Origin of the sequence: Leptospira fainei serovar Hurstbridge str. BUT 6 (genome assembly GCF_000306235.2) — a bacterium.
Taxonomy (GTDB): Bacteria; Spirochaetota; Leptospiria; order Leptospirales; family Leptospiraceae; genus Leptospira_B; species Leptospira_B fainei.
In genome coordinates this window covers 117452-136128 of sequence record NZ_AKWZ02000002.1, presented here as the reverse complement: position 1 = coordinate 136128, position 18677 = coordinate 117452, and the positions used below count along the sequence as shown (strand labels likewise).

Sequence of the window (18677 nt, the reverse complement as noted above, 5' to 3'; positions counted from 1 at the left end):
CTTCATTTTAAGTAGATGCTAGGAAAGGAATCCTTAGTTCTCAGGTTCCGGATGCGAGTTTCTTCAGGTTTTTTCCGTTATCGTTAGGATGTCCTGACTTGAATAGACCTGCGCCGACTACGCAAATATCCACGCCAGCTTTTGCTAAGTCTAGAATATTAGAGTCATTAACGCCGCCGTCTACCTCAAGTTCGATTGGATAAGATGCGATTAAAGATTTTACTTTCCTAATCTTTTCCATTCCGCCCTCGACGAACTTTTGGCCGTAGAAACCGGGCTCAACCGTCATGATCAGCACTAAATCGATATAAGGAAGTAGGGTTTCTAATGCGGAAACTGGCGTACCCGGGTTTAGAGAAACGCCTACTTTCGGTCCGTTCTTCTTAATTTCTTGGGCCAAACGGATCGGGAATCTCGTCGTCTCCGCATGAAACGTAATGCAATAAGGATTCAGTTCGTAATACTTAGGAACATGATTTTCAGGCCTCTCTACCATTAGATGTACATCCAACGGGATGGAGGTCATACCCTTTACTTCTTTAGTGATCGCCTCTCCAAAGCTGATTTGTGGCACGAAATTTCCGTCCATCACATCCATATGAATCAAATCGATGTTTTCTAATTGGAAGGAAGGAATCTGAGAAGAAAGCGAAGTTAGTTGGGTTGCTAAGATGGAGGCGGAGATTTTCAAAATTCGTTCTCGTAGTCTTTGGATTTTACTTTCGAACCGGATTGATCCAATAGGACCAAAGTGACATCGCCTGCCCGATAAAATACTGTTTGGATTTTTTCCCCTTCTTGGTATGGGGTTGCCGCGGATAATTCGATTTGCTTAGATTCGTCTTTCTGATCTTTCAGAACTAATTTATAATTTCCGTTGTCTCGGATCTTATATTCGAAGCTTTCATAGCCGCTTTCTACTCTGTCTTCCGGTTCGAAATAAAATACTTTGAACCGATATTCGGATCCGATCTTTTGTACCGATTCGATTTTTCCGCTTTCAGGGCGAAATTTCGTTTCGACTACTTCGGCTTTTGAGGGAATTCCTGCGCGAGCTAACGTTCTTTGTGCAAATACGAAAGAATCGCCTGGTTTAAAATCCAGAGTCTGCGGCTCACTATCTTTCTTTTTTACCGAAGCTTTCGTAACTAAGAGAAAGACTTTCTCTCTTGCCGTCGTATTTTTTCCCGCTTCAGGGATTTGATCTACGACCGTATCGGGAAGCTCGCCTTCCTTAGGTTCCACGTACGTTACCCCGCCTAGTTGTAGAGATACGTATGTTTCTCCCGATAGGACTTTTTCAAGGGCGTTCTTAGCGGACGCAAGCGTCTGACCTTTCAATTCGGGCATGATGAGTCGATCCAATCCGATATTCACCGTTAGAGACACTTTCGATCCTGCCTCAATTTCTCGACCCGGACGAATGGATTGATAAATAATGATTCCATCCGTCTTATCCGGATATCGTTTGGATTCGAGTCGAATCTTCAGCTGAAGGCGGCTCAATTCATTATGCACTTCATTATAGGACTTCCCTACAACGTCGGGCATGACCACCAAGGTAGAACTTTTGGTGCGAACAAAAACCACTAGAAAGGCCGCGATAAAAAAAACGACCAAAGCGAATGCGATAAAAAATAGATAACCCCCGATGGGGAGGTATTTGGAACGGAGTTCTTCCTGAGTCACTGGAACCGGTCCTCTTCTGTGATGCGGAAGCCGTTCAGGAAATCCGCCGCACTCATGCGGTTCTTATTCTCCGGTTGAAGAGAGATGACTTCCAAGAATCGACCATCTCCACACTGAAAAAGAAGGCCTTTTCTGTCCATTCGTTTCAATCTTCCAGGTAAAGTCGGCTCTTCCAAGATATCGGTCCAAATCGTTTTTCGCAGAACCAGGCGTTTATCTCGAAAACTGCAAACCGCACCGGGATCGGGAGCTAAGGCTCGAATTCGATTATGTACGTCGATTGCAGGAAGAGTAAAATCCAAAATTCGATCCTCCGATTTCAGTTTCGTACAATAGGTTGCTTTAGAATGGTCTTGTCCGATCGCCGGAAAGAATTCCGTTCTACTTCCTTTGAGTAGCTGCCTAAGGCATTCGATCCCGGCCTGGGTAATTTTATCCATCAGTGTGCCCGTGTCATCTTCCATCGAAATCGAAATTTCTTTTTCTTGAATGATGTCCCCTTCGTCCATGCCCTCCCCGATATATTGAATACTGATACCTGTCTTAGAGTATCCTTTCCAAAGAGCAGTTTGCACCGGCGAGGCGCCTCGCAAATCGGGTAGAAGCGATCCGTGTAAGTTAATCGAGCCGAATTTAGGAAATTGAAAGACTTCTTTTGGCAGGATCGACCCATAGGCGAAGACTACGTATAACTCGGCAGGAAATTTGGAAAATTCTTGCACGGCTTTTTCCCTTTCCCTTTTAATCGATTCGAATTGAAATACGGGTATTCCGGCATTTTGTGCAATTTCTTTTACCGGACTAGGGCTCGGGGTTTTACTGCGCCCTTTTGGACGATCCGGATTAGTGACTACGAATAGGATTTCGATATCTTTCTCTTCTAAGAGAGAAGAAAGAAGTTTAGCCGAATGTTCCGGCGTCCCAAAGAATGCGATTTTCATCAGACGAGGTCCACTGGATCAAAATCCAATTCTAAGTAAACGTTTTTAGGAATTTTTATCTTTCTTACTTCCTCCCGCAATACTTCTCTCCATTTATTCTGAGCAGTGGTTTTGATAAGTAAATGATTCCTAAAGTTTTTATCTATCTTATAAAAAGGACAAGGCGCAGGGCCGAGAAGGATCGTATTAGGATCCGGTAGATGACGTTTAAGGATCGTAGAGACTGCATCGATCGTTTTTAGAGACGCTTGTTCATCCGGCGATCTGGAGAGGATTCGGATCAATCTTGAATATGGAGGATAGAACAGTTCTCTTCGAATCGGCAGTTCCGATTCGTAAAATTTTACGTAATTCTGATCGATGGCCATTCGAATGATCGGGTGGTCCGGCGTATGAGTTTCGATAATGACTTCACCGAGTAAATCTGCTCTTCCTGCTCGCCCGGCAACTTGTGTCAGCAGGGAAAAAACTCGTTCTCCGGCTCTAAAATCAGGAAGCCCTAAACCGATTCCTGCATTTAAAACTCCGACCAAAGTAACTCTTCCCGCGTCTAATCCTTTGGAAATCATTTGAGTTCCCGTCAGAATATCGATTTCTCCATGAACGAGTCGACCTATCACTTCCGTTAACAAGGACCGATCTTGGATCGAATCTTGGTCAAGACGTTCGATCTTCGAGCCTGGGAATGCTTCTAATAAATGTTCTTCCAATTTTTGAGTGCCGGTCCCCAGCAATACTAACTTTTCTCCTCGGATCGCTTCTATATGTGCTAAAGAATCCGTATAACCGCAAAGATGGCAAACGACGGATCCTTTTTTATGAAAGCAAAGATGGGACGTGCAGTTGGGACAGGGAACGTAAGACTTTTCATTTTCGGAATATAATAAAGGGCTGTAACCGCGTCTGTTTAAGAGAAGAATGACCTGTTCTTTTCGATCTAGGCGTTGTTTTATGGCAAAGCTTAGATCAGAACTTATAAGTCGGGAATCCTTTCTATTTTCCACAATCCTCACAAGAGGCGGTTTTGCTTTTCCGGGGCGCTTACTTAGGATTTGTAAACCGATTTTACCTGTGACGGCCAAATGATAGACTTCCAACGCGGGAGTTGCCGAGCCCAAAACTAAGACGGCTTTACTCTCTCTACACCGTTGGAGCGCCACCTGGCGGGCGTGGTATCTAGGCGACGAATGTTCCTTGAAAGAACCGTCGTGTTCCTCGTCTATGATGATTAGGCCGAGTTTTGGAACCGGCGCGAAAACCGCCGATCGTGTTCCTACTGCGATTCTCTTCTTGCCATGCAATAAATCCATGTACGCTTTAAATCGTTCCGAAACTTTCAATGCGGAATGCAATAGCGCGATTTGTCCCGGAAACACTGCTTCGAGTTTTCGAATAATATGGTACGTTAATCCGATTTCCGGTACCAAAAGCAAGACGCCTTTATCACTTTTTCTTAATAAATCTCCGATTAAATGTAGATAAATCTCCGTTTTTCCGCTTCCCGTAATTCCGAAAAGTAGATGGACTGCGTCTTTACCAAAATCGCTTTTGATATTCTCATACGCTTTTTTTTGCTCGTCGTTTAACGGTAATGGCTGAGATTCGGCTTCTTCTCGATCGAAGACGGCCTTAGAATGCCTTCTTCCTTTGGGAATCATCTTATGAATGCATTCACCCAAAGAGGAAAGATACTGCTCCTTCATCCAATATGCGAGCTTTATCTGTTCGTCCGTGATGATCGGAATCTTATCTATAATTTTTTCAACCGGAAGAACCTTGTAACTCGGTTCGTTCGAGTGAACGGACATCACGATGCCTTCTTCTTTGCGGCCTCTCAATCGCGCTCTTACGCGGACTCCGATAGGTGTTTCCGGCGGAACTTCGTAAGTGAAGGTGTCTTCTTGAATCGGAAGGTCAAAAGCGATTTCGGCGTAACGAATCAAATCCGATCTTTAACCTCTTGGTGAAACCGATTCAATTGGGAAAGAACACTTTCCTTGACTTCGATTTCCTTTTTCTTTGCCTCTTGAAACTCGACGGTTTCCGGTAAGGCTTCTTTTCTTTTGTGCTCCGACGCGAGAATTGCTTCAGGAGAACGTAATATAACCATTGGAATGCCCGGTTCGAACTCTACCGTCTTCCCTAGTAACTTAGCTGCCTCTTCTTTTCCGAATGCCAGCGTTGCCGCTGCCCCGAGCAATATAATGCCTTTGATTCCTTCTTTTAGGACGGTTTCTTTTACGTGAAGTTGGCAATTTTCAACCCTTCGTTTCCAGTCGAGTTCGCTGGAACGATCCTGAGAAAAAAGGCAGGCCGGATATTCTTGATAATAAAATTCCCGCATTGAAAATCCGAATTCCTTTTGAATCATCCGGTCGAATAAATTCTCCGCTTCCGGAGTTCTAAAGATTCTTTGAGGCGAAGTCTTAGCATAGGAGGGTTTATTCGGCTGAAATTCGCCCGTATAGTGAAGAACCAAAACTTTCTTTCTTCCGCGAACGATAAAGTGACGCACAGCACTTAAGCGCTCCGGACAGAGTTTGCAGGAAAAATTTCTATCTTGTTCCTTCGGAGGTATTCTTACCTGAACTCCACGGACTTGCGTTGCGGTTCCTGGTTCGGCAAATGACGATTCAAAATTCCAATTTTCTTTCCAGACCATTTCCATAGTTTGAGGATCCGGCTCTCCCTGTTTCCGAAGAATTGGAAAATCTTCCTTCTTAATTAGGAATCTAAGGTCCTGTAGAATGCCCTTCAATTCACGGAGAAAAGTCGGAGCGTCAGTCATGGATATCCTCCGCTTGGATCGCGAGAGATTTCATTTTGCGGTAAAGATGCGATCGTTCTATACCGAGGGCTTTGGACGTTTTCGAGACGTTGCCTTCGTTCATCTGCAAAGTTTTAACTATGTACTGCCTTTCAAATTCCTCTTTGGCTCGTTTAAAATCGCCTTTTTCGACTAGATCGTTCGCTTTTAAGAAACCTGTCAGCGAATCTTTGACGTCTTGAGATCGAATCGTATCGCCCACGGTCATAATGCAAAGACGCTCGATGACGTTTTTCAGTTCTCTAATGTTACCCGGCCAAAAATGATTCTCAAGAATCGAAATTGCCTCGTTCTCTATTTTTTTAGGGGGTAAATTATTTTCAGCTAAAGTGAGTGCGACGTAGTGGTCGACCAGTAACGGGATATCGGATTTACGATCTCGCAGAGGAGGAATTACTATAGGGATTACGTTCAATCGATAGTAAAGATCTTCCCGAAATTTGCCTTCCTTGATCGCTTCTTCGACAGGTATATTCGTCGCGGCAATAATTCGAACGTCTACTGAAATTGTCTCGATACTTCCCAATTTTTCGAATCGCTGCTCTTGGAGAATTCTAAGTACTTTTGCTTGGGTGGATAAGGACATATCACAGATTTCGTCTAAGAATAAAGTTCCTCCGTTTGCGGCTTCAAATTTCCCGATTCTTGATTCTGTTGCTCCGGTAAAGGCTCCCTTCACATACCCGAACAATTCCGATTCGATTAGCTCTTCGGGAATTGCGGCGCAATTTACTTCAACGTAAGCTTGATCTCTTCGTTTCGAGTTTTTGAATATAGTTCTCGCGACCAATTCTTTACCTGTTCCGTTTTCTCCGTAGATGAAAACGCGCGCGTTCGTTGCTGCGGCTTGGGCGATTGCAAACTTGACCTTTTGTATCGGGGGCGAGCTTCCTAAAATTTCATCGTATTCCAGTTTTACTTCCGGAATTTCAGCCTTCCCTTGGCCGACAATAGCTCCTTCCACCGCTTCTAACACCTTATTAATCGATAGCGGTTTTTCGAGGAAATCAACCGCACCTTTCTTAGTCGCCTGCACGGCTAATTCGATCGTTCCATGACCCGAAATCATTAGAACGGGTAATGTCGGGTAAATTTTCTTGCATTCATCCAAAAGCGTAAGCCCGTCTTCTTTTCCCAACCAAACGTCTAAAAGTACGAGAGCGGGTCGTTCCGACTTAAGTTGTTTCAGAAAAGATCTGCCGTTCGAGAAATGCTCAACTTCGTAATGTTCATCCTCCAAGATATCCTTGAGGGATTTTCTGATTTCGAGCTCGTCGTCTACGATGAAAATTTTCATATTCGGTTAGGCAACAGGCAGTTCGATTCGAAATTTGCAACCGCCCAGCTCGGATAAATCTACGGAGATATGACCGCTATGGTCAATCACTGTTTTTTGAACTATCGCAAGTCCGATCCCGGAGGTATGTTCTTCCTTTGTAGAGTAATACGGTTCGAAAACTTTAGCTCGGTATTCGACGGGTATTCCGGTGCCGTTATCCTCCATCGTTAATACGACCGACTTTCGCATGATTCTTCTTTCGAGTCTGGTTGATACGCGAATTCTTCCCGCGTTTGCTCCTAATTCCCCTTTAGCTTTTTTTCTCTCGATTGCCTCTACGGCATTCTTAAATAGATTATTCATTACTCCTAAGAATAATTTTTTATCCAAAAATATTTCAGGTAAATTCTTAGATAGATTCAATTCGATTTGAATTCCCGGAGTGTGTTCGTAAAGTTTCTCACTTTCCAGTATAATCGGTTCCAAATTCTGGTTGATCAACCTCGGCGCAGGCATCCTGGCGAATTCCGAGAATTCGTTTACCAAATGCTCCAATATTTTTACTTGGCCGACGATTGTCTCCGTTCCTTTTTTTACGATTTCGTGAAACGGTAATGGAACACTGGAATCCAATTTTCTCCGGATTCGTTCTGCTGAGAGTTGGATGGGGGTCAACGGGTTCTTAATTTCGTGCGCCATTCTTTGCGCGACTTCCTTCCAGGCGGCTACGCGTTGGATATGCATCAATTCGCGATTTTTGGACTTTAAATCCTTAACCATTTGATTGAAGGATTCCACTAAAGCTCCGATCTCTCCTCCTTCCGTTAAAGGAAGATTGATATCGGTATCGCCCAAGGAAACTTTCTGGGTAGCGTTCGCTAAATCGATAATCGGACGAGAAATTTTTCGGGCAAAGACCAAAGAAAAGAAAATCGAAAGTAGAAAAACGATGATAATCATAAGACTAATGGTGATTCTGAGTTCATAAGGAAGTTTTTCTTTAGCAAGATCGGCTTTATGATAATTCTTTCTAGTGTTTAAAATCGAATATGCTTTCTCCTCATCCCCGACAAAGATTCTTTTTCCGATAAGTAGATATTTGGTCGGATCGTAGGACGGAACTTTCAGAAAGTAATAGGAATGCGCGGGATTTACGGAGAGATTTTCTAGAATAGTTTCTCCGTTCAGAGGAACAAATCCGGAGCGGTCAGGAGGAAGTCGTAACGAGTGATTTTCTATAACGGGAGTCTCTCGCTCGTACCATCCTATATAATATCCCGGGTTTGAAATCAGATTCAATTCATGTGCGCGCAAAGTAAGAAGATTGGTATTCGTATTTTCCTTTTTTACGAGATTTTGAAGTAGATGTGCCTTTATCAGTAGATCCTTGCGATCTTCCTGAACCTCCTTCGCAATGAAGTATTCGCCGGCATCCAAAGCTTGACCGATATCGAGCCCGTAAAAGCCTTCGAATAAACGACTCGTTACGTTCGAGGAAAGAAAGAATACCGGAATCGACGGAAGCATTGCCACAAATAGGAAAGCTAAAGACAGTCGATATCGAATCGAACTTCTCAATCTCCCGGTCTCTAAATTTCTCTTATTCCTATATAAATAGGAAATTGCGAGAGCGAGAGCGAATAAAGGGATCGTATAATAGATATATACTAGGACTCGATCCACGAAGGTAGATTCATCGGATCGCCGAAAGTGAAGCAGTTCCGCTGAAATTATCGCGACAACGATGACGCCGAAAAGGATAAGGAGATCGCGTAGATAATAGCGATTTTCCTCATTCCTAAAAGGAAAAAGATTCATATCGCAAAATCGTCGACGACAAGCCTGGATAAAGCGTCTATCGCCTCCCCTTCCATTTCCCCCGTAGCTTTGATGGAAAATTCTTGTCCGGGTGCTAACGCCAACATCATCAATCCCATAATACTCTTTCCGTTGACTTCTACGCCTTCCTTAGAAACCAAAACTTCGCAGGGAAATTTTGACGCACAATTTACGAAGACCGAAGCGGGGCGCGCATGCATACCCGTACTATTTTCATTAATTTTGAGGTGGATTTCTCTCAACTTTACCTTGCTGCAAATAAATATTTAATTTTTGACTGAATTCTGCCGCGGCATTTTTACCTAATTTTTTTAAGCGCTGATTCATTGCCGCAGTTTCGACGATGATCGGAATATTCCGGCCCGGACGAACCGGCAGTCTAATCAAAGGAATTAAAACACCCAAAACTTCCTCCGTGCGGTTCTCTAACCCGGTCCTATCGAACTCTTTATCGTCCGACCATTCTTCCAGGTGAATGATTAGCTCGATTAACTTATGGTCGCGGACGGATCCTATTCCGAATATATCTTTAATATTTAATATTCCGAGTCCTCTGATTTCCATGTGGTGACGAAGTAAATCCGAACAAGTTCCGATTAAGTAACTTTCGGAAAGTCGACGAATTTCCACCATGTCGTCCGCAACGAGTCTATGGCCGCGTTCGATTAATTCGAGAGCGGTTTCACTCTTTCCTACTCCGCTTTTACCGGAAAGAAGGATTCCGATTCCGAAAACTTCTATTAAAACCCCGTGCCTCATCGTTCTAGGAGCCAAACTTCTATCTAGAATCTGTGAAATTAAGGTGATAAATTTATGCGTAGAAACGTCGGAAATCAGCAAAGGAATATTGAGACGATTGCAATATTCGATAAAGATCGGGGGAGCCGAATTCCCGTGAGTAAAGATAATACAGTTTAAATGAAAATGAAAGAATTCCGTTGCAATCCTGGAAAGGCCTTCCCCTTCCTTGGAGATTAAATACGCCCATTCGCCTTTTCCGAAAATTTGAATGCGATCGTGAGCGAAGCTTTCGTAAAATCCCGTGAGAGAAAGCCCGGGTCGGTTTATTTCAGAACTATGAATTCGGTTCTGCAGGCCTGCTTCCCCGGCTATCAATTTTAACCCGAGTTCGGGATGATCTTTGAGTATGTTAGCGACGTTAATTCCCGGGACGGACATCGACCTATCTTGCCTCCAAAGATTTAACTTTCTTTCTTTGGTTCGATGGAAGTATTCTTAAAATTTTGCGGTATTTTGCAACCGTTCGTCTTGCGATTTCGATCCCTTTTTTCTCGATATGCTCCACAATTTCCTGATCGGATAACGGATTTTCAGGATCTTCTTCCTTTACTAAATTTCGAATCATATCGTGGATCGTTTTGGAAGATTCCATTCCACCTTCGGAGCTTTTGGATTTAAGCCCGGAAGAGAAAAACCATTTTAACTCTAGAATTCCCCAAGAAGTCTGAACATATTTATTCGAAGTGATTCTAGATACGGTGGATTCGTGTAATTCCAGTCTTTCCGCGATATCCTTTAGAGTAAGCGGCCTTAGAAAGCGAACTCCTTTCCGAAAGAATTCGGTTTGGAGTTCTATGATTGCCGATACGACCCTGTATAAAGTTTGCCGGCGCTGATTGACGGAACGAATCAACCATTCGGCGGAACTTAACTTAGTGGAAATATATTCTCGATCCGAATCTTTTGCGCCTTTCTTTAAGAAACCCTTATATTCTTTATTAATTTTCAGTTTCGGAAGCCATTCGTCGTTTAGCAGAATATTAAACTCGCCGCCGATCTCCCTTACGATAACGTCCGGAAGTATATAATCCGGTTTTTTAGGGGTGTACAAAGTGGCTGGAAAAGGCTCTAATTTCTTAATTTCTGCAGCCATCGCTTCGACATTTTCCACGGGAATTCCCATCTTCTTCGAAATTCCTTTGTAATCCAGTTTTTCCAGATCTTTCAAATGATTCTCGATTAAGTCGTGGAGTTTAACGTCTTCCGGTTTTAAAATTCTAGCTTGTACTAACAACGTCTGTTGGATATCGCTTGCACCGATTCCAAGAGGATCCAACTGGTGAATCTGATCCAAAACCTTTCGAATCGTCTTGACGCTCACTCCGATCTCTGCGGCCAGTTTTTCGTGAGTTTGGGGAATGAATCCTCGGTCGTCCAGCATCGAAATAAGCATTTCGGCGATTTCCATTTCCTTTCCTTTTAACGAGGAAATGCGCAATTGCCAAAGAAGATGTTCCGACAGTGATTGAGTATTGGGCGAGGATTCTATATATTTTTGATTTCGATCGGAAGCATCCGAGCCGCGAGTTTGCGGTCTATCTATGCTGAACGATTCTTGCCAGCCGACATCCGAGTTTTTTAAGAAATCGTTCTTTTCTTTTCTTCGAAGATCGTCTACCGAATATAATTCCGGGTTTTTGCTTCTTTCGGAAGAGGCTTCCTCCTCCAACATAGGATTTTCCACCAACTCGGCGCTGATTCTATCCGCAAGTTCGACCGTTGAAAGCGGCAATAGCTCGATGGACTGGCGAAGGTCCTGAGTCATTACCAGTTTCTGAGTTTGCTTTTGGACGAGTTGGTGATTTAAATTCACAGTTTAAAATCCTCGCCCAAATACATTCGCTTCGCTTCTTTATCGTTCACAAGTTCCTTCGGTGTTCCGGCGATCAAAATTTTCCCGCTATGCATTATATAAGCTCGATCCGTTATTTTTAACGTCTCTCGCACATTATGGTCGGTGATAAGTATTCCTAATCCTTTTTCCTTTAGGCTATTTATTACCGTTTGAATATCCTTAACGGCTATAGGATCCACCCCTGCAAAAGGTTCGTCAAGAAGGATAAAGTCGGGATTCGTAACAAGTGAGCGGGCGATTTCGCATCTTCTTCGCTCTCCGCCCGAAAGCGTATACCCTTTTTGATTGGCAACGCGCATAATTTGAAGCTCTAACAGCAATTCGTCTCTTCTTCTAATGATTTCGCTTCTAGGAATTTTTAACGTTTCTAGGATGGCTTCCAAATTCTCAGCGACAGTGAGCTTACGAAAAATAGAAGCTTCTTGAGCCAAATATCCGACTCCTAACTTCGCGCGTGTATGCATCGGAAACTCTGTTACGTCTTGGTCGTCTATGAATACATGACCCGAATCGGGTTGCACGAAGCCTACAGACATATAAAAGGAAGTAGTCTTGCCTGCCCCGTTGGGGCCTAATAATCCTACGACTTCTCCTTTCCGAATATCGAAGGTGACCCCGTCAACGACCTTGCGTTTATTATATATCTTTACGAGGTTCTGGCAACGGATTGTCTTACCCATGCGTCTCCTAATTTCCTAGATGGACTCCTTCCGTCAGAATCGCCCGGCCTTCCCTAGGATAAAAGAGGATTTTTCCCGCCCGTAAAATCTTGCCGGCCCGATCCACACGAGGATTTCCTTCCAAATAGATCGTCTCATCTTTTTCATAATAAGTGGCATATTCGCCCATCGCTTGCGAACCTTTTGCCTTTATATACACATTCCCGCGTATCACGGTTTCGTCCTTATCTAGAAATCGCTCGAACTCTTGGGCAGTCATCGTGGTCGTCACCGCTCCGGATTTCGAATCCAAGAATTCCATCTTACCGTCGTCGGTCACATGCATGTATTCTTCTTTTCGAAAGTAATCCAATACGTTTCCGGAAAGAATTAGATAATTTTCTCTGTCATGGATTCGAACGTTTTTTCTCCCGCGAATCGTACGCGAATCTGTCCCTAATGATTCCAACGTCTCTGCTGTGATTTTTACGTTCTTTCTGAATATAGTGGAGTTTCCCTTTAAGCTAATCACTCTTTCCTTATTTTCATCGTTGCTACTCTCCAATCGATCGCCCTTTAGGATGGTAATGATCTTTTCGGTTGTTTCCTTGCCGTCTTCAGTTTGTCGCTTCTCGTACGAAGTTTGGAAAAGAACGGTATTTTGCTCCAGTAGAATTCGGTTTTCGCTAGTATAGAACGAAAGCTTAACGCCGGTTAGATATCGGTCTTTGGAGAGCAAAAAAGGGTTTGGATCCGTTGTAATTACGTTTTCGGATTCTTTAAATAATGCTTCTTTGCATAAAATAGTCACGTCCGGGTGAGTGATGACGACTCCGCCGACCAGCTTCGTGATTTTAGTGCTAAGTTGCCTTTCGATCGTCTGGGCGGAAATTACGGTCGTTTTGCCGGTTTTATCCTTAAAGAATAACCTAGGTCTATCTTTTATAATGACAGTTTCAGCATATTTATCGTATTCACCGGTGCCGGCCTTAAGTGTGGTTCCGTTTTCCTGATCGTCGACTTCGACGCCGTATTTTAAGAATGCTTTATATGCTTCCTTTCCTATCACTTCAATCCTGTTGGCGGAAAGCTTTACTTTTTTATGTTGGATCCAAGCCCCCCCCTCCAGAGTAAACGTCGTGACTTTCAATCCTTGGATCTGTTTATCCTCTTGGGTAAGGGTGCTTCCCCCCCAATATGTGGGAAAACTTTCCTTTTTTGCAGGATCCGGTTCACCGATTCCTTGTATAGGTTTCCGTTCCAACGATTCCGGAGAGAATAATAAAGGAGGGCGAACATGAGAAAAAAGGCCGTCTACGAATAGAAGCGTCAAAATAGAGAGAAACGAGCCGAGACGATTTTTCATCGGTTCTTACTCCGGCGCGGAAGACAGAGGATTAGATCCTCCCTGCGTAATTGCGGTCGGATGCAGGATGGTGAACTTGTTTAGATCTTTATCCGCTCTTAGGCCGATTCCTCTGATTTTGGTACCGTCCGCCTCCACCACTACCTCTTCGTTCGAGGAAAGTTTTTTCGATTCGGTATTGTATTCCAACGACTTAGCTAAAAGTGTTCTGCCTTCGTCGGTACGAAGATGGATATTGCCGTTCAAAACCATTAGCTTCGAAGTATGATTGATCTCGCCTTTATCGCCGGTGAGCTTCGATTTGAACTTGCCGTTTTCGTATTGATCGAAGTCGACCGCGTAAAAAACGGTTCTACCTTCCCCTACAAATACGTAAGATTCGTCGGCTTTAAGTTTCCAAATTAAAATTCCGTTTTCATCATACTGATCGCGCTCGAAATTCTTAAACGATATTGTCGCTCCGCTTTCTTTTTCGTTTTCGACTCGAGTGTATTTCGCCTCTTTCTTACCCGCGACTAGGAAGAAAATTATGATTAATGCGATTCCGGCCAATATACCGGCAAACATCCGATATTTCTGGATTGTTTCCGCGTCTAGATTTTTTAGAAAGGCGAGTTGAAATTTCAAAGTTCCGCCTGATTGGCCGAGACCGGTCAATCTTTATTGAGAATTTCCCGTTTTACGTATTGATCCAGCCCGATCAGTTCTTTTAAAAGAGCTTTGATTTTGGAAATCGGATATTGTGTAGTCGCATCCGAAAGCGCTTTTTCGGGATCAGGATGTACTTCCATAAAGATACCTTCGATACCGAGAGCTACCGCGCTTCGCACCATGCTTGGAATAAACTCCCTTTGTCCTCCGGTAATATTTCCGGCTGCACCGGGAAGTTGTGCGGAATGAGTCGCATCGAAGACGACCGGTATATCGTATCCGTGTAGTATCGGAACGGTTCGACCGTCGAAAACTAGATTTCCGTAACCGAAGGTGGTTCCGCGCTCCGTTACCAGATATTTTTCCGATCCGGATTCTTGGATCTTAGTTTTAATATGTCTGCAATCTTGAGGAGCTAAGAATTGTCCTTTTTTGACGTTCACCCATTTACCGGTTTTTGCCGACTCCGAAATTAAATCGGTCTGTCTGCACAGGAATGCGGGAATTTGATAGATATCTAAAATGTCTTTTAACGGAATAATATGCGAAGTCTCATGAATGTCCGTTAGCACAGGCACGTTGTATTTTTTCTTAATGAATTCTAAATGTTTGATTCCTTCGGTAAGACCCGGTCCTCTATACGAATTCACCGAAGACCGATTCGCTTTATCAAAGCTGCTCTTAAAGATATAAGGAATTCCCAACTCTCCGCAAATTTCCACCATCTCCCCGCACACAAAATCGAGAAGCTCGCGATTTTCCATTACGCATGGACCGGCGATTAAGAAGAACGGATGGTCTCCGCCGATTTTCGTTCCGTTTAGGAACTCCCTTGTGCTTGCGGTTCGATCGCTCATGAGGCCTTCCTTGTTAGTTTGACGGCAGCGCGAATGAATCCGGCAAATAGGGGGTGAGGTTTGGTCGGTTTGCCGGTAAATTCCGGATGAAATTGGACGCCGATAAACCAGGGATGATCCGGAATTTCCACGATTTCGATCAGATTTTCGTCGGGAGAAATTCCTGAGAAAACCATGCCTTTTTCTTCGAATGGTTCCTTATACCGATTCGTGAATTCGAAACGATGTCTATGACGCTCGTAGATTAATTCCTGTTTGTACTCGCCAAACGCGAGAGTATTTTTACGAATTCTACAAGGATAAGATCCGAGACGCATAGTGCCGCCCATTTGATCGATATCCATCTGCTCTTCGATCAATGAAATAACCGGATCCGAAGAATCGGGTCTGAATTCCGTTGAATTTGCATCCTTCAGACCTAAAACATTCCGAGCATATTCAATGACTGCGCATTGCATTCCCAAGCAGATTCCGAAGAATGGAATACCTTTGGTTCTCGCATACTGGATAGCTAGAATTTTTCCTTCGATTCCTCGATCACCGAAACCGCCCGGGACCAAAATTCCATGAACGCCCTTAAGGACTTCTTTTACGTTTGCCTTATCCACTTTTTCAGGATCGACCTTTACGAATTCGACGTTCGCTTCGTTAGCGATTCCACCGTGAGAAAGACTTTCATAAACGGAACGATACGCATCGTGAAGAGAAATATATTTTCCGACAACCGCGATCTGGACGGTATGCTTTGCGGATTGAAGACTTTTGATGATCTTTTCCCATTCGGAGAAATTGGATTTTCCGAGTTCCATACCTAACGTTTTCAAAACGACCTGGTCCAATTTCTCTTCCTTGTACATTTTAGGAATTTCATAAATGGAAGTACTAATGTCGGAAGCTGAGATTACGTTTTCTTCTTTTACGTTGCAGAACAGAGAAATCTTACCCTTCATATCCTTGCTCATGGGTTGATTGACTCTACAAATCAGAATATCAGGTTGAATTCCGAGAGCCAGAAGTTCCTTCACGGAGTGTTGAGTCGGTTTAGTCTTAGCTTCGCCCGCAACGGTAATCGTAGGAACCAATGTCACATGTATGAATAAAACATGCGTCGGCCCGTGCTCGTATCTCATTTGTCGAATGGCTTCCAAAAAAGGAATGGATTCGATATCCCCGACCGTGCCGCCGATCTCGACGATCACAAAATCGGTGGCATTTTCTCTCGCGAGTGTATAAACTCGATTTCTAATTTCGTTAGTGATATGAGGAACGACTTGAACGGTTCTTCCTAGGTAGTCTCCTTTCCGTTCTCTTTGGATGACAGTATTATAAATTTGGCCGGTAGATACGGAATTTTTTCGAGTGAACTTGGATTTCGTAAAGCGTTCATAGTATCCTAGGTCCAAATCGGTTTCCGCACCGTCTTCCGTAACATAAACCTCTCCGTGTTGGTAGGGGCTCATCGTTCCGGGATCTATATTGATGTATGGATCCATTTTTTGAAGAGAAACGGTATATCCCCTGCTTTCAAGCAGGCAACCTAGGGCTGCGGCGGAAACCCCTTTTCCTAAGGAGGAGCAAACCCCTCCGGTAACGAAAATAAATCTGGTCTTGGACAATTCCGTCTCCTTCCTTGCTGAACAGGGTTTTTCTCGGTTCGTGAAAAACCAACTACGAAATTCAAAGAATTTCCGGGAAAGGACAATGATTGGAATTGGAGCGGGGAAATCCCGCCCTTTTTATTAGACTCCCCTAATCTTGCGGATGATTTCGGTGCTGGAAAAACCTTCAACAAAGGGAAGAATTTGGACCTCTCCTCCAAGACTTCGGACCAGTGGAGTTTCCGGTAAGGCCTCTCGATCGTAATCCCCTCCTTTCGTATGTACATCGGGACGAATCCTTGCAATCAGTTCTATGGGAGTTTCTTCTATGAATACGGTTACCGCACTCACGAAAGAAAGACATGCGAGAAGAAGAGCTCGATCTTCTTCCGAATTAATCGGCCTTTCCGGGCCTTTGATTTTTTTCACTGAGGAATCGGAATTAAGACCGACCCAAAGAAAATTGCCGAGTTCCGACGCTTGGGCCAGGTACGTTAAATGTCCTTTGTGCATCAAATCGAAGACACCGTTCGTAAACACGATTTTATGACTTTTGCGAACGCGATTTGCAACCGTCAAAGCTTCTGAAAACGGAATAATTTTATCCAAGCACGATCGAATTATGCTCAACGGAATAAACCTCTTTTTTCCAGGGCTAATTGCAGTTCTTCTACGGAAACGGTTTCGGCTCCTAGTTTACCTACGACGACTCCGGCGGCCACGTTTGCAACTAATGCCGATTCCAGTTCCGTTAAACCGGCCGCTCGGTAGGCAGTATATGCGGATATTACGGTATCGCCGGCGCCTGTAACATCGAAGACTTCCTTGGCAACTGTAGGGATATGATGAGTTTTTCTTTCATTAGCCAGATAGAGACTCATTCCCTTTTCTCCGCGAGTGATCATCATGGACGGAGACCCGAGACGTTCTGCGATTTCCTTAGCGGCAATCTCGACTTCTTGATCCGATTCCAATTTCCTTCCTAAAGCACGCCCAGCTTCATGATGATTCGGAGTCATTATGCTTGCATTTTTGTATTGAAAAAAATGGGAAACCTGAGGATCGACAGTGACGATTTTCCCTTTCTTTATCGCTAATGAAATGACTTCGTGAATTAATTTAGGAGTTAGAGTTCCTTTATCATAATCGGATAATACAACCCCGTCCACTTGGTCGATCCGCTCGGAGAATGCCCGAATTAATTCGGATTCTTCCGCTTGCGTTAAAGGAAGAGTTTCTTCTCGATCGATTCTACAAACTTGCTGGTGACCCGCTATCACTCTTGTTTTCAGTATCGTCGGCACTCTCTCGGAACGAATCACTTTGTTTTCATTTTCGTTCGTTTTTTCGATCGTCAACAAGCTGCTCAATGTTTTCGCAGTCTCGTCGTTTCCGGATCGTCCCAGAACGATGGACTGCACTCCGAATCTGGACAAATTTTTGATCACGTTTCCTGCGCCGCCAAGGGTCGTTTTTTCTTTTCGAATCCAGACGACCGGAACAGGAGCTTCAGGAGAAATTCGATTCACTTCGCCGAACAGATACTCGTCCAGAATGAGATCTCCTAATACGATAATCTTTGTTTTGGAGAGCCGAGAGGAAGCGGCGGCATATTTATGTTTTTCTATAGAGTACAATTTCAGACCGAGATTGGCAAATTCGTTTGCGTTTTCTCTTCAAAAGGTTAGGATATTCCTTCGGTGTCAACAACTACAATCCCTATCTTTCCCCTTCCCGGGATCATCCTATTTCCGGGAACGTTTCTTCCGTTACATATTTTCGAACCCAGGTATCGAATGATGTTGGATTATTGTTCGGAGTCGGGCGAAGAAATGGCGGTAGCACCGATTCGCGTCGATTCTCTTAAAAAACAAGATCTTCATCCGGAGATCGAATCCGTTTTTGGTTGGGGGACGATTATCCGACGAGATTCCCTTCCGGACGGAAGATCCAATATTCTTTTAGAGGGAAAAGGAATCGCTCGGCTGAGCGGTTACGAGACTTTGGATCCTTTTCGGATCGGAATTATAGAGAAAATTCCCGCAGAGACGACGTACACGAAAGAAGATAGTTTTCGAGATGTATTCGATAAGATTCTTTCCTTAACGAAACGGATTCTCTTAGCGGAAGGAGCGCAGGAAGATTTGATTTTACGAATGAACGAACTCTGGAATCATCCTTTTCCGATCGATTTCATTTCTTCGATTTTAAATTTCGAATTCCAAAAAAAGCAAGAGATCCTATCTCATCCGGATCCGATCGCGAAGGCGAAAGTTCTACTTTGGATCGTGGAGGAAATGAATTTGGGAGAATGA

The 18677-nt window shown here is 43.8% G+C and carries 18 protein-coding genes; 1 reads left to right on the top strand and 17 read right to left on the bottom strand.

The genetic code is table 11. The annotated features are described in order from the left end of the window. Window positions 1-40: 40 nt before the first annotated feature. The 17 genes from rpe to rfaE1 all read right to left on the bottom strand — a co-directional run bounded on the left by rpe (window position 41) and on the right by rfaE1 (window position 17999). The gene (rpe, locus tag LEP1GSC058_RS01995) at window positions 41-691 is read right to left on the bottom strand and encodes a ribulose-phosphate 3-epimerase (protein ID WP_016547828.1); all 651 of its coding nucleotides are present in this window, start codon (window positions 689-691) and stop codon (window positions 41-43) included. After that, on the bottom strand, window positions 688-1689 hold the full coding sequence (locus LEP1GSC058_RS01990) for a PASTA domain-containing protein (protein ID WP_016548276.1): 1002 nt from the start codon (window positions 1687-1689) through the stop codon (window positions 688-690). Before LEP1GSC058_RS01990 ends, rpe begins: the two co-directional genes overlap by 4 nt. Beyond that, window positions 1686-2630 (bottom strand): methionyl-tRNA formyltransferase, encoded by a 945-nt coding sequence (gene fmt / locus LEP1GSC058_RS01985; RefSeq protein ID WP_016548067.1) that lies wholly within the window; start codon window positions 2628-2630, stop codon window positions 1686-1688. The genes LEP1GSC058_RS01990 and fmt overlap by 4 nt, the downstream gene beginning before the upstream one ends. After that, the gene (gene priA / locus LEP1GSC058_RS01980) at window positions 2630-4573 is read right to left on the bottom strand and encodes a replication restart helicase PriA (RefSeq protein WP_016547898.1); all 1944 of its coding nucleotides are present in this window, start codon (window positions 4571-4573) and stop codon (window positions 2630-2632) included. The genes fmt and priA overlap by 1 nt, the downstream gene beginning before the upstream one ends. Continuing rightward, window positions 4570-5418 carry a hypothetical protein gene (locus LEP1GSC058_RS01975; RefSeq protein WP_016548207.1) on the bottom strand — a complete coding sequence of 283 codons (849 nt, stop codon included), beginning with the start codon at window positions 5416-5418 and terminating at the stop codon, window positions 4570-4572. Before LEP1GSC058_RS01975 ends, priA begins: the two co-directional genes overlap by 4 nt. Next, entirely contained in the window at window positions 5411-6754 is a 1344-nt protein-coding gene (locus LEP1GSC058_RS01970; protein ID WP_016548022.1) for a sigma-54-dependent transcriptional regulator, read from the bottom strand. The genes LEP1GSC058_RS01975 and LEP1GSC058_RS01970 overlap by 8 nt, the downstream gene beginning before the upstream one ends. Window positions 6755-6760: 6 nt before the next feature. Then, entirely contained in the window at window positions 6761-8554 is a 1794-nt protein-coding gene (locus LEP1GSC058_RS01965) for an LIC_11548 family sensor histidine kinase (RefSeq protein ID WP_016547845.1), read from the bottom strand. Beyond that, complete coding sequence (locus LEP1GSC058_RS01960) at window positions 8551-8817, bottom strand: HPr family phosphocarrier protein (protein WP_198014372.1); 267 nt, start codon at window positions 8815-8817, stop codon at window positions 8551-8553. The genes LEP1GSC058_RS01965 and LEP1GSC058_RS01960 overlap by 4 nt, the downstream gene beginning before the upstream one ends. Further along, complete coding sequence (gene hprK, locus LEP1GSC058_RS01955) at window positions 8792-9754, bottom strand: HPr(Ser) kinase/phosphatase (protein WP_016547959.1); 963 nt, start codon at window positions 9752-9754, stop codon at window positions 8792-8794. Before hprK ends, LEP1GSC058_RS01960 begins: the two co-directional genes overlap by 26 nt. A 4-nt stretch (window positions 9755-9758) precedes the next feature. Continuing rightward, the gene (gene rpoN, locus LEP1GSC058_RS01950) at window positions 9759-11189 is read right to left on the bottom strand and encodes an RNA polymerase factor sigma-54 (protein WP_016547926.1); all 1431 of its coding nucleotides are present in this window, start codon (window positions 11187-11189) and stop codon (window positions 9759-9761) included. After that, window positions 11186-11911 carry an LPS export ABC transporter ATP-binding protein gene (lptB, locus tag LEP1GSC058_RS01945; protein WP_016547887.1) on the bottom strand — a complete coding sequence of 242 codons (726 nt, stop codon included), beginning with the start codon at window positions 11909-11911 and terminating at the stop codon, window positions 11186-11188. The genes rpoN and lptB overlap by 4 nt, the downstream gene beginning before the upstream one ends. Before the next feature lie 7 nt (window positions 11912-11918). After that, window positions 11919-13256 (bottom strand): LptA/OstA family protein, encoded by a 1338-nt coding sequence (locus LEP1GSC058_RS01940; protein WP_016548019.1) that lies wholly within the window; start codon window positions 13254-13256, stop codon window positions 11919-11921. Window positions 13257-13262: 6 nt separating this feature from the next. Then, window positions 13263-13823, bottom strand: a complete 561-nt coding sequence (lptC, locus tag LEP1GSC058_RS01935) for an LPS export ABC transporter periplasmic protein LptC (RefSeq protein ID WP_039947960.1) — start codon at window positions 13821-13823, stop codon at window positions 13263-13265. Between the two features lie 86 nt (window positions 13824-13909). Continuing rightward, window positions 13910-14764 (bottom strand): 3-deoxy-8-phosphooctulonate synthase, encoded by an 855-nt coding sequence (gene kdsA, locus LEP1GSC058_RS01930; protein ID WP_016548137.1) that lies wholly within the window; start codon window positions 14762-14764, stop codon window positions 13910-13912. Beyond that, on the bottom strand, window positions 14761-16380 hold the full coding sequence (locus LEP1GSC058_RS01925; protein WP_016548212.1) for a CTP synthase: 1620 nt from the start codon (window positions 16378-16380) through the stop codon (window positions 14761-14763). The genes kdsA and LEP1GSC058_RS01925 overlap by 4 nt, the downstream gene beginning before the upstream one ends. A 123-nt stretch (window positions 16381-16503) precedes the next feature. After that, entirely contained in the window at window positions 16504-16992 is a 489-nt protein-coding gene (rfaE2, locus tag LEP1GSC058_RS01920; protein ID WP_156860631.1) for a D-glycero-beta-D-manno-heptose 1-phosphate adenylyltransferase, read from the bottom strand. Beyond that, entirely contained in the window at window positions 16989-17999 is a 1011-nt protein-coding gene (rfaE1, locus tag LEP1GSC058_RS01915) for a D-glycero-beta-D-manno-heptose-7-phosphate kinase (protein ID WP_016548249.1), read from the bottom strand. The genes rfaE2 and rfaE1 overlap by 4 nt, the downstream gene beginning before the upstream one ends. 54 nt (window positions 18000-18053) lie before the next feature. Between rfaE1 and LEP1GSC058_RS01910 the strand changes: the two genes are divergently transcribed. Next, window positions 18054-18677: an LON peptidase substrate-binding domain-containing protein gene (locus tag LEP1GSC058_RS01910; protein ID WP_198014375.1), complete on the top strand. Its 624-nt coding sequence runs from the start codon at window positions 18054-18056 to the stop codon at window positions 18675-18677.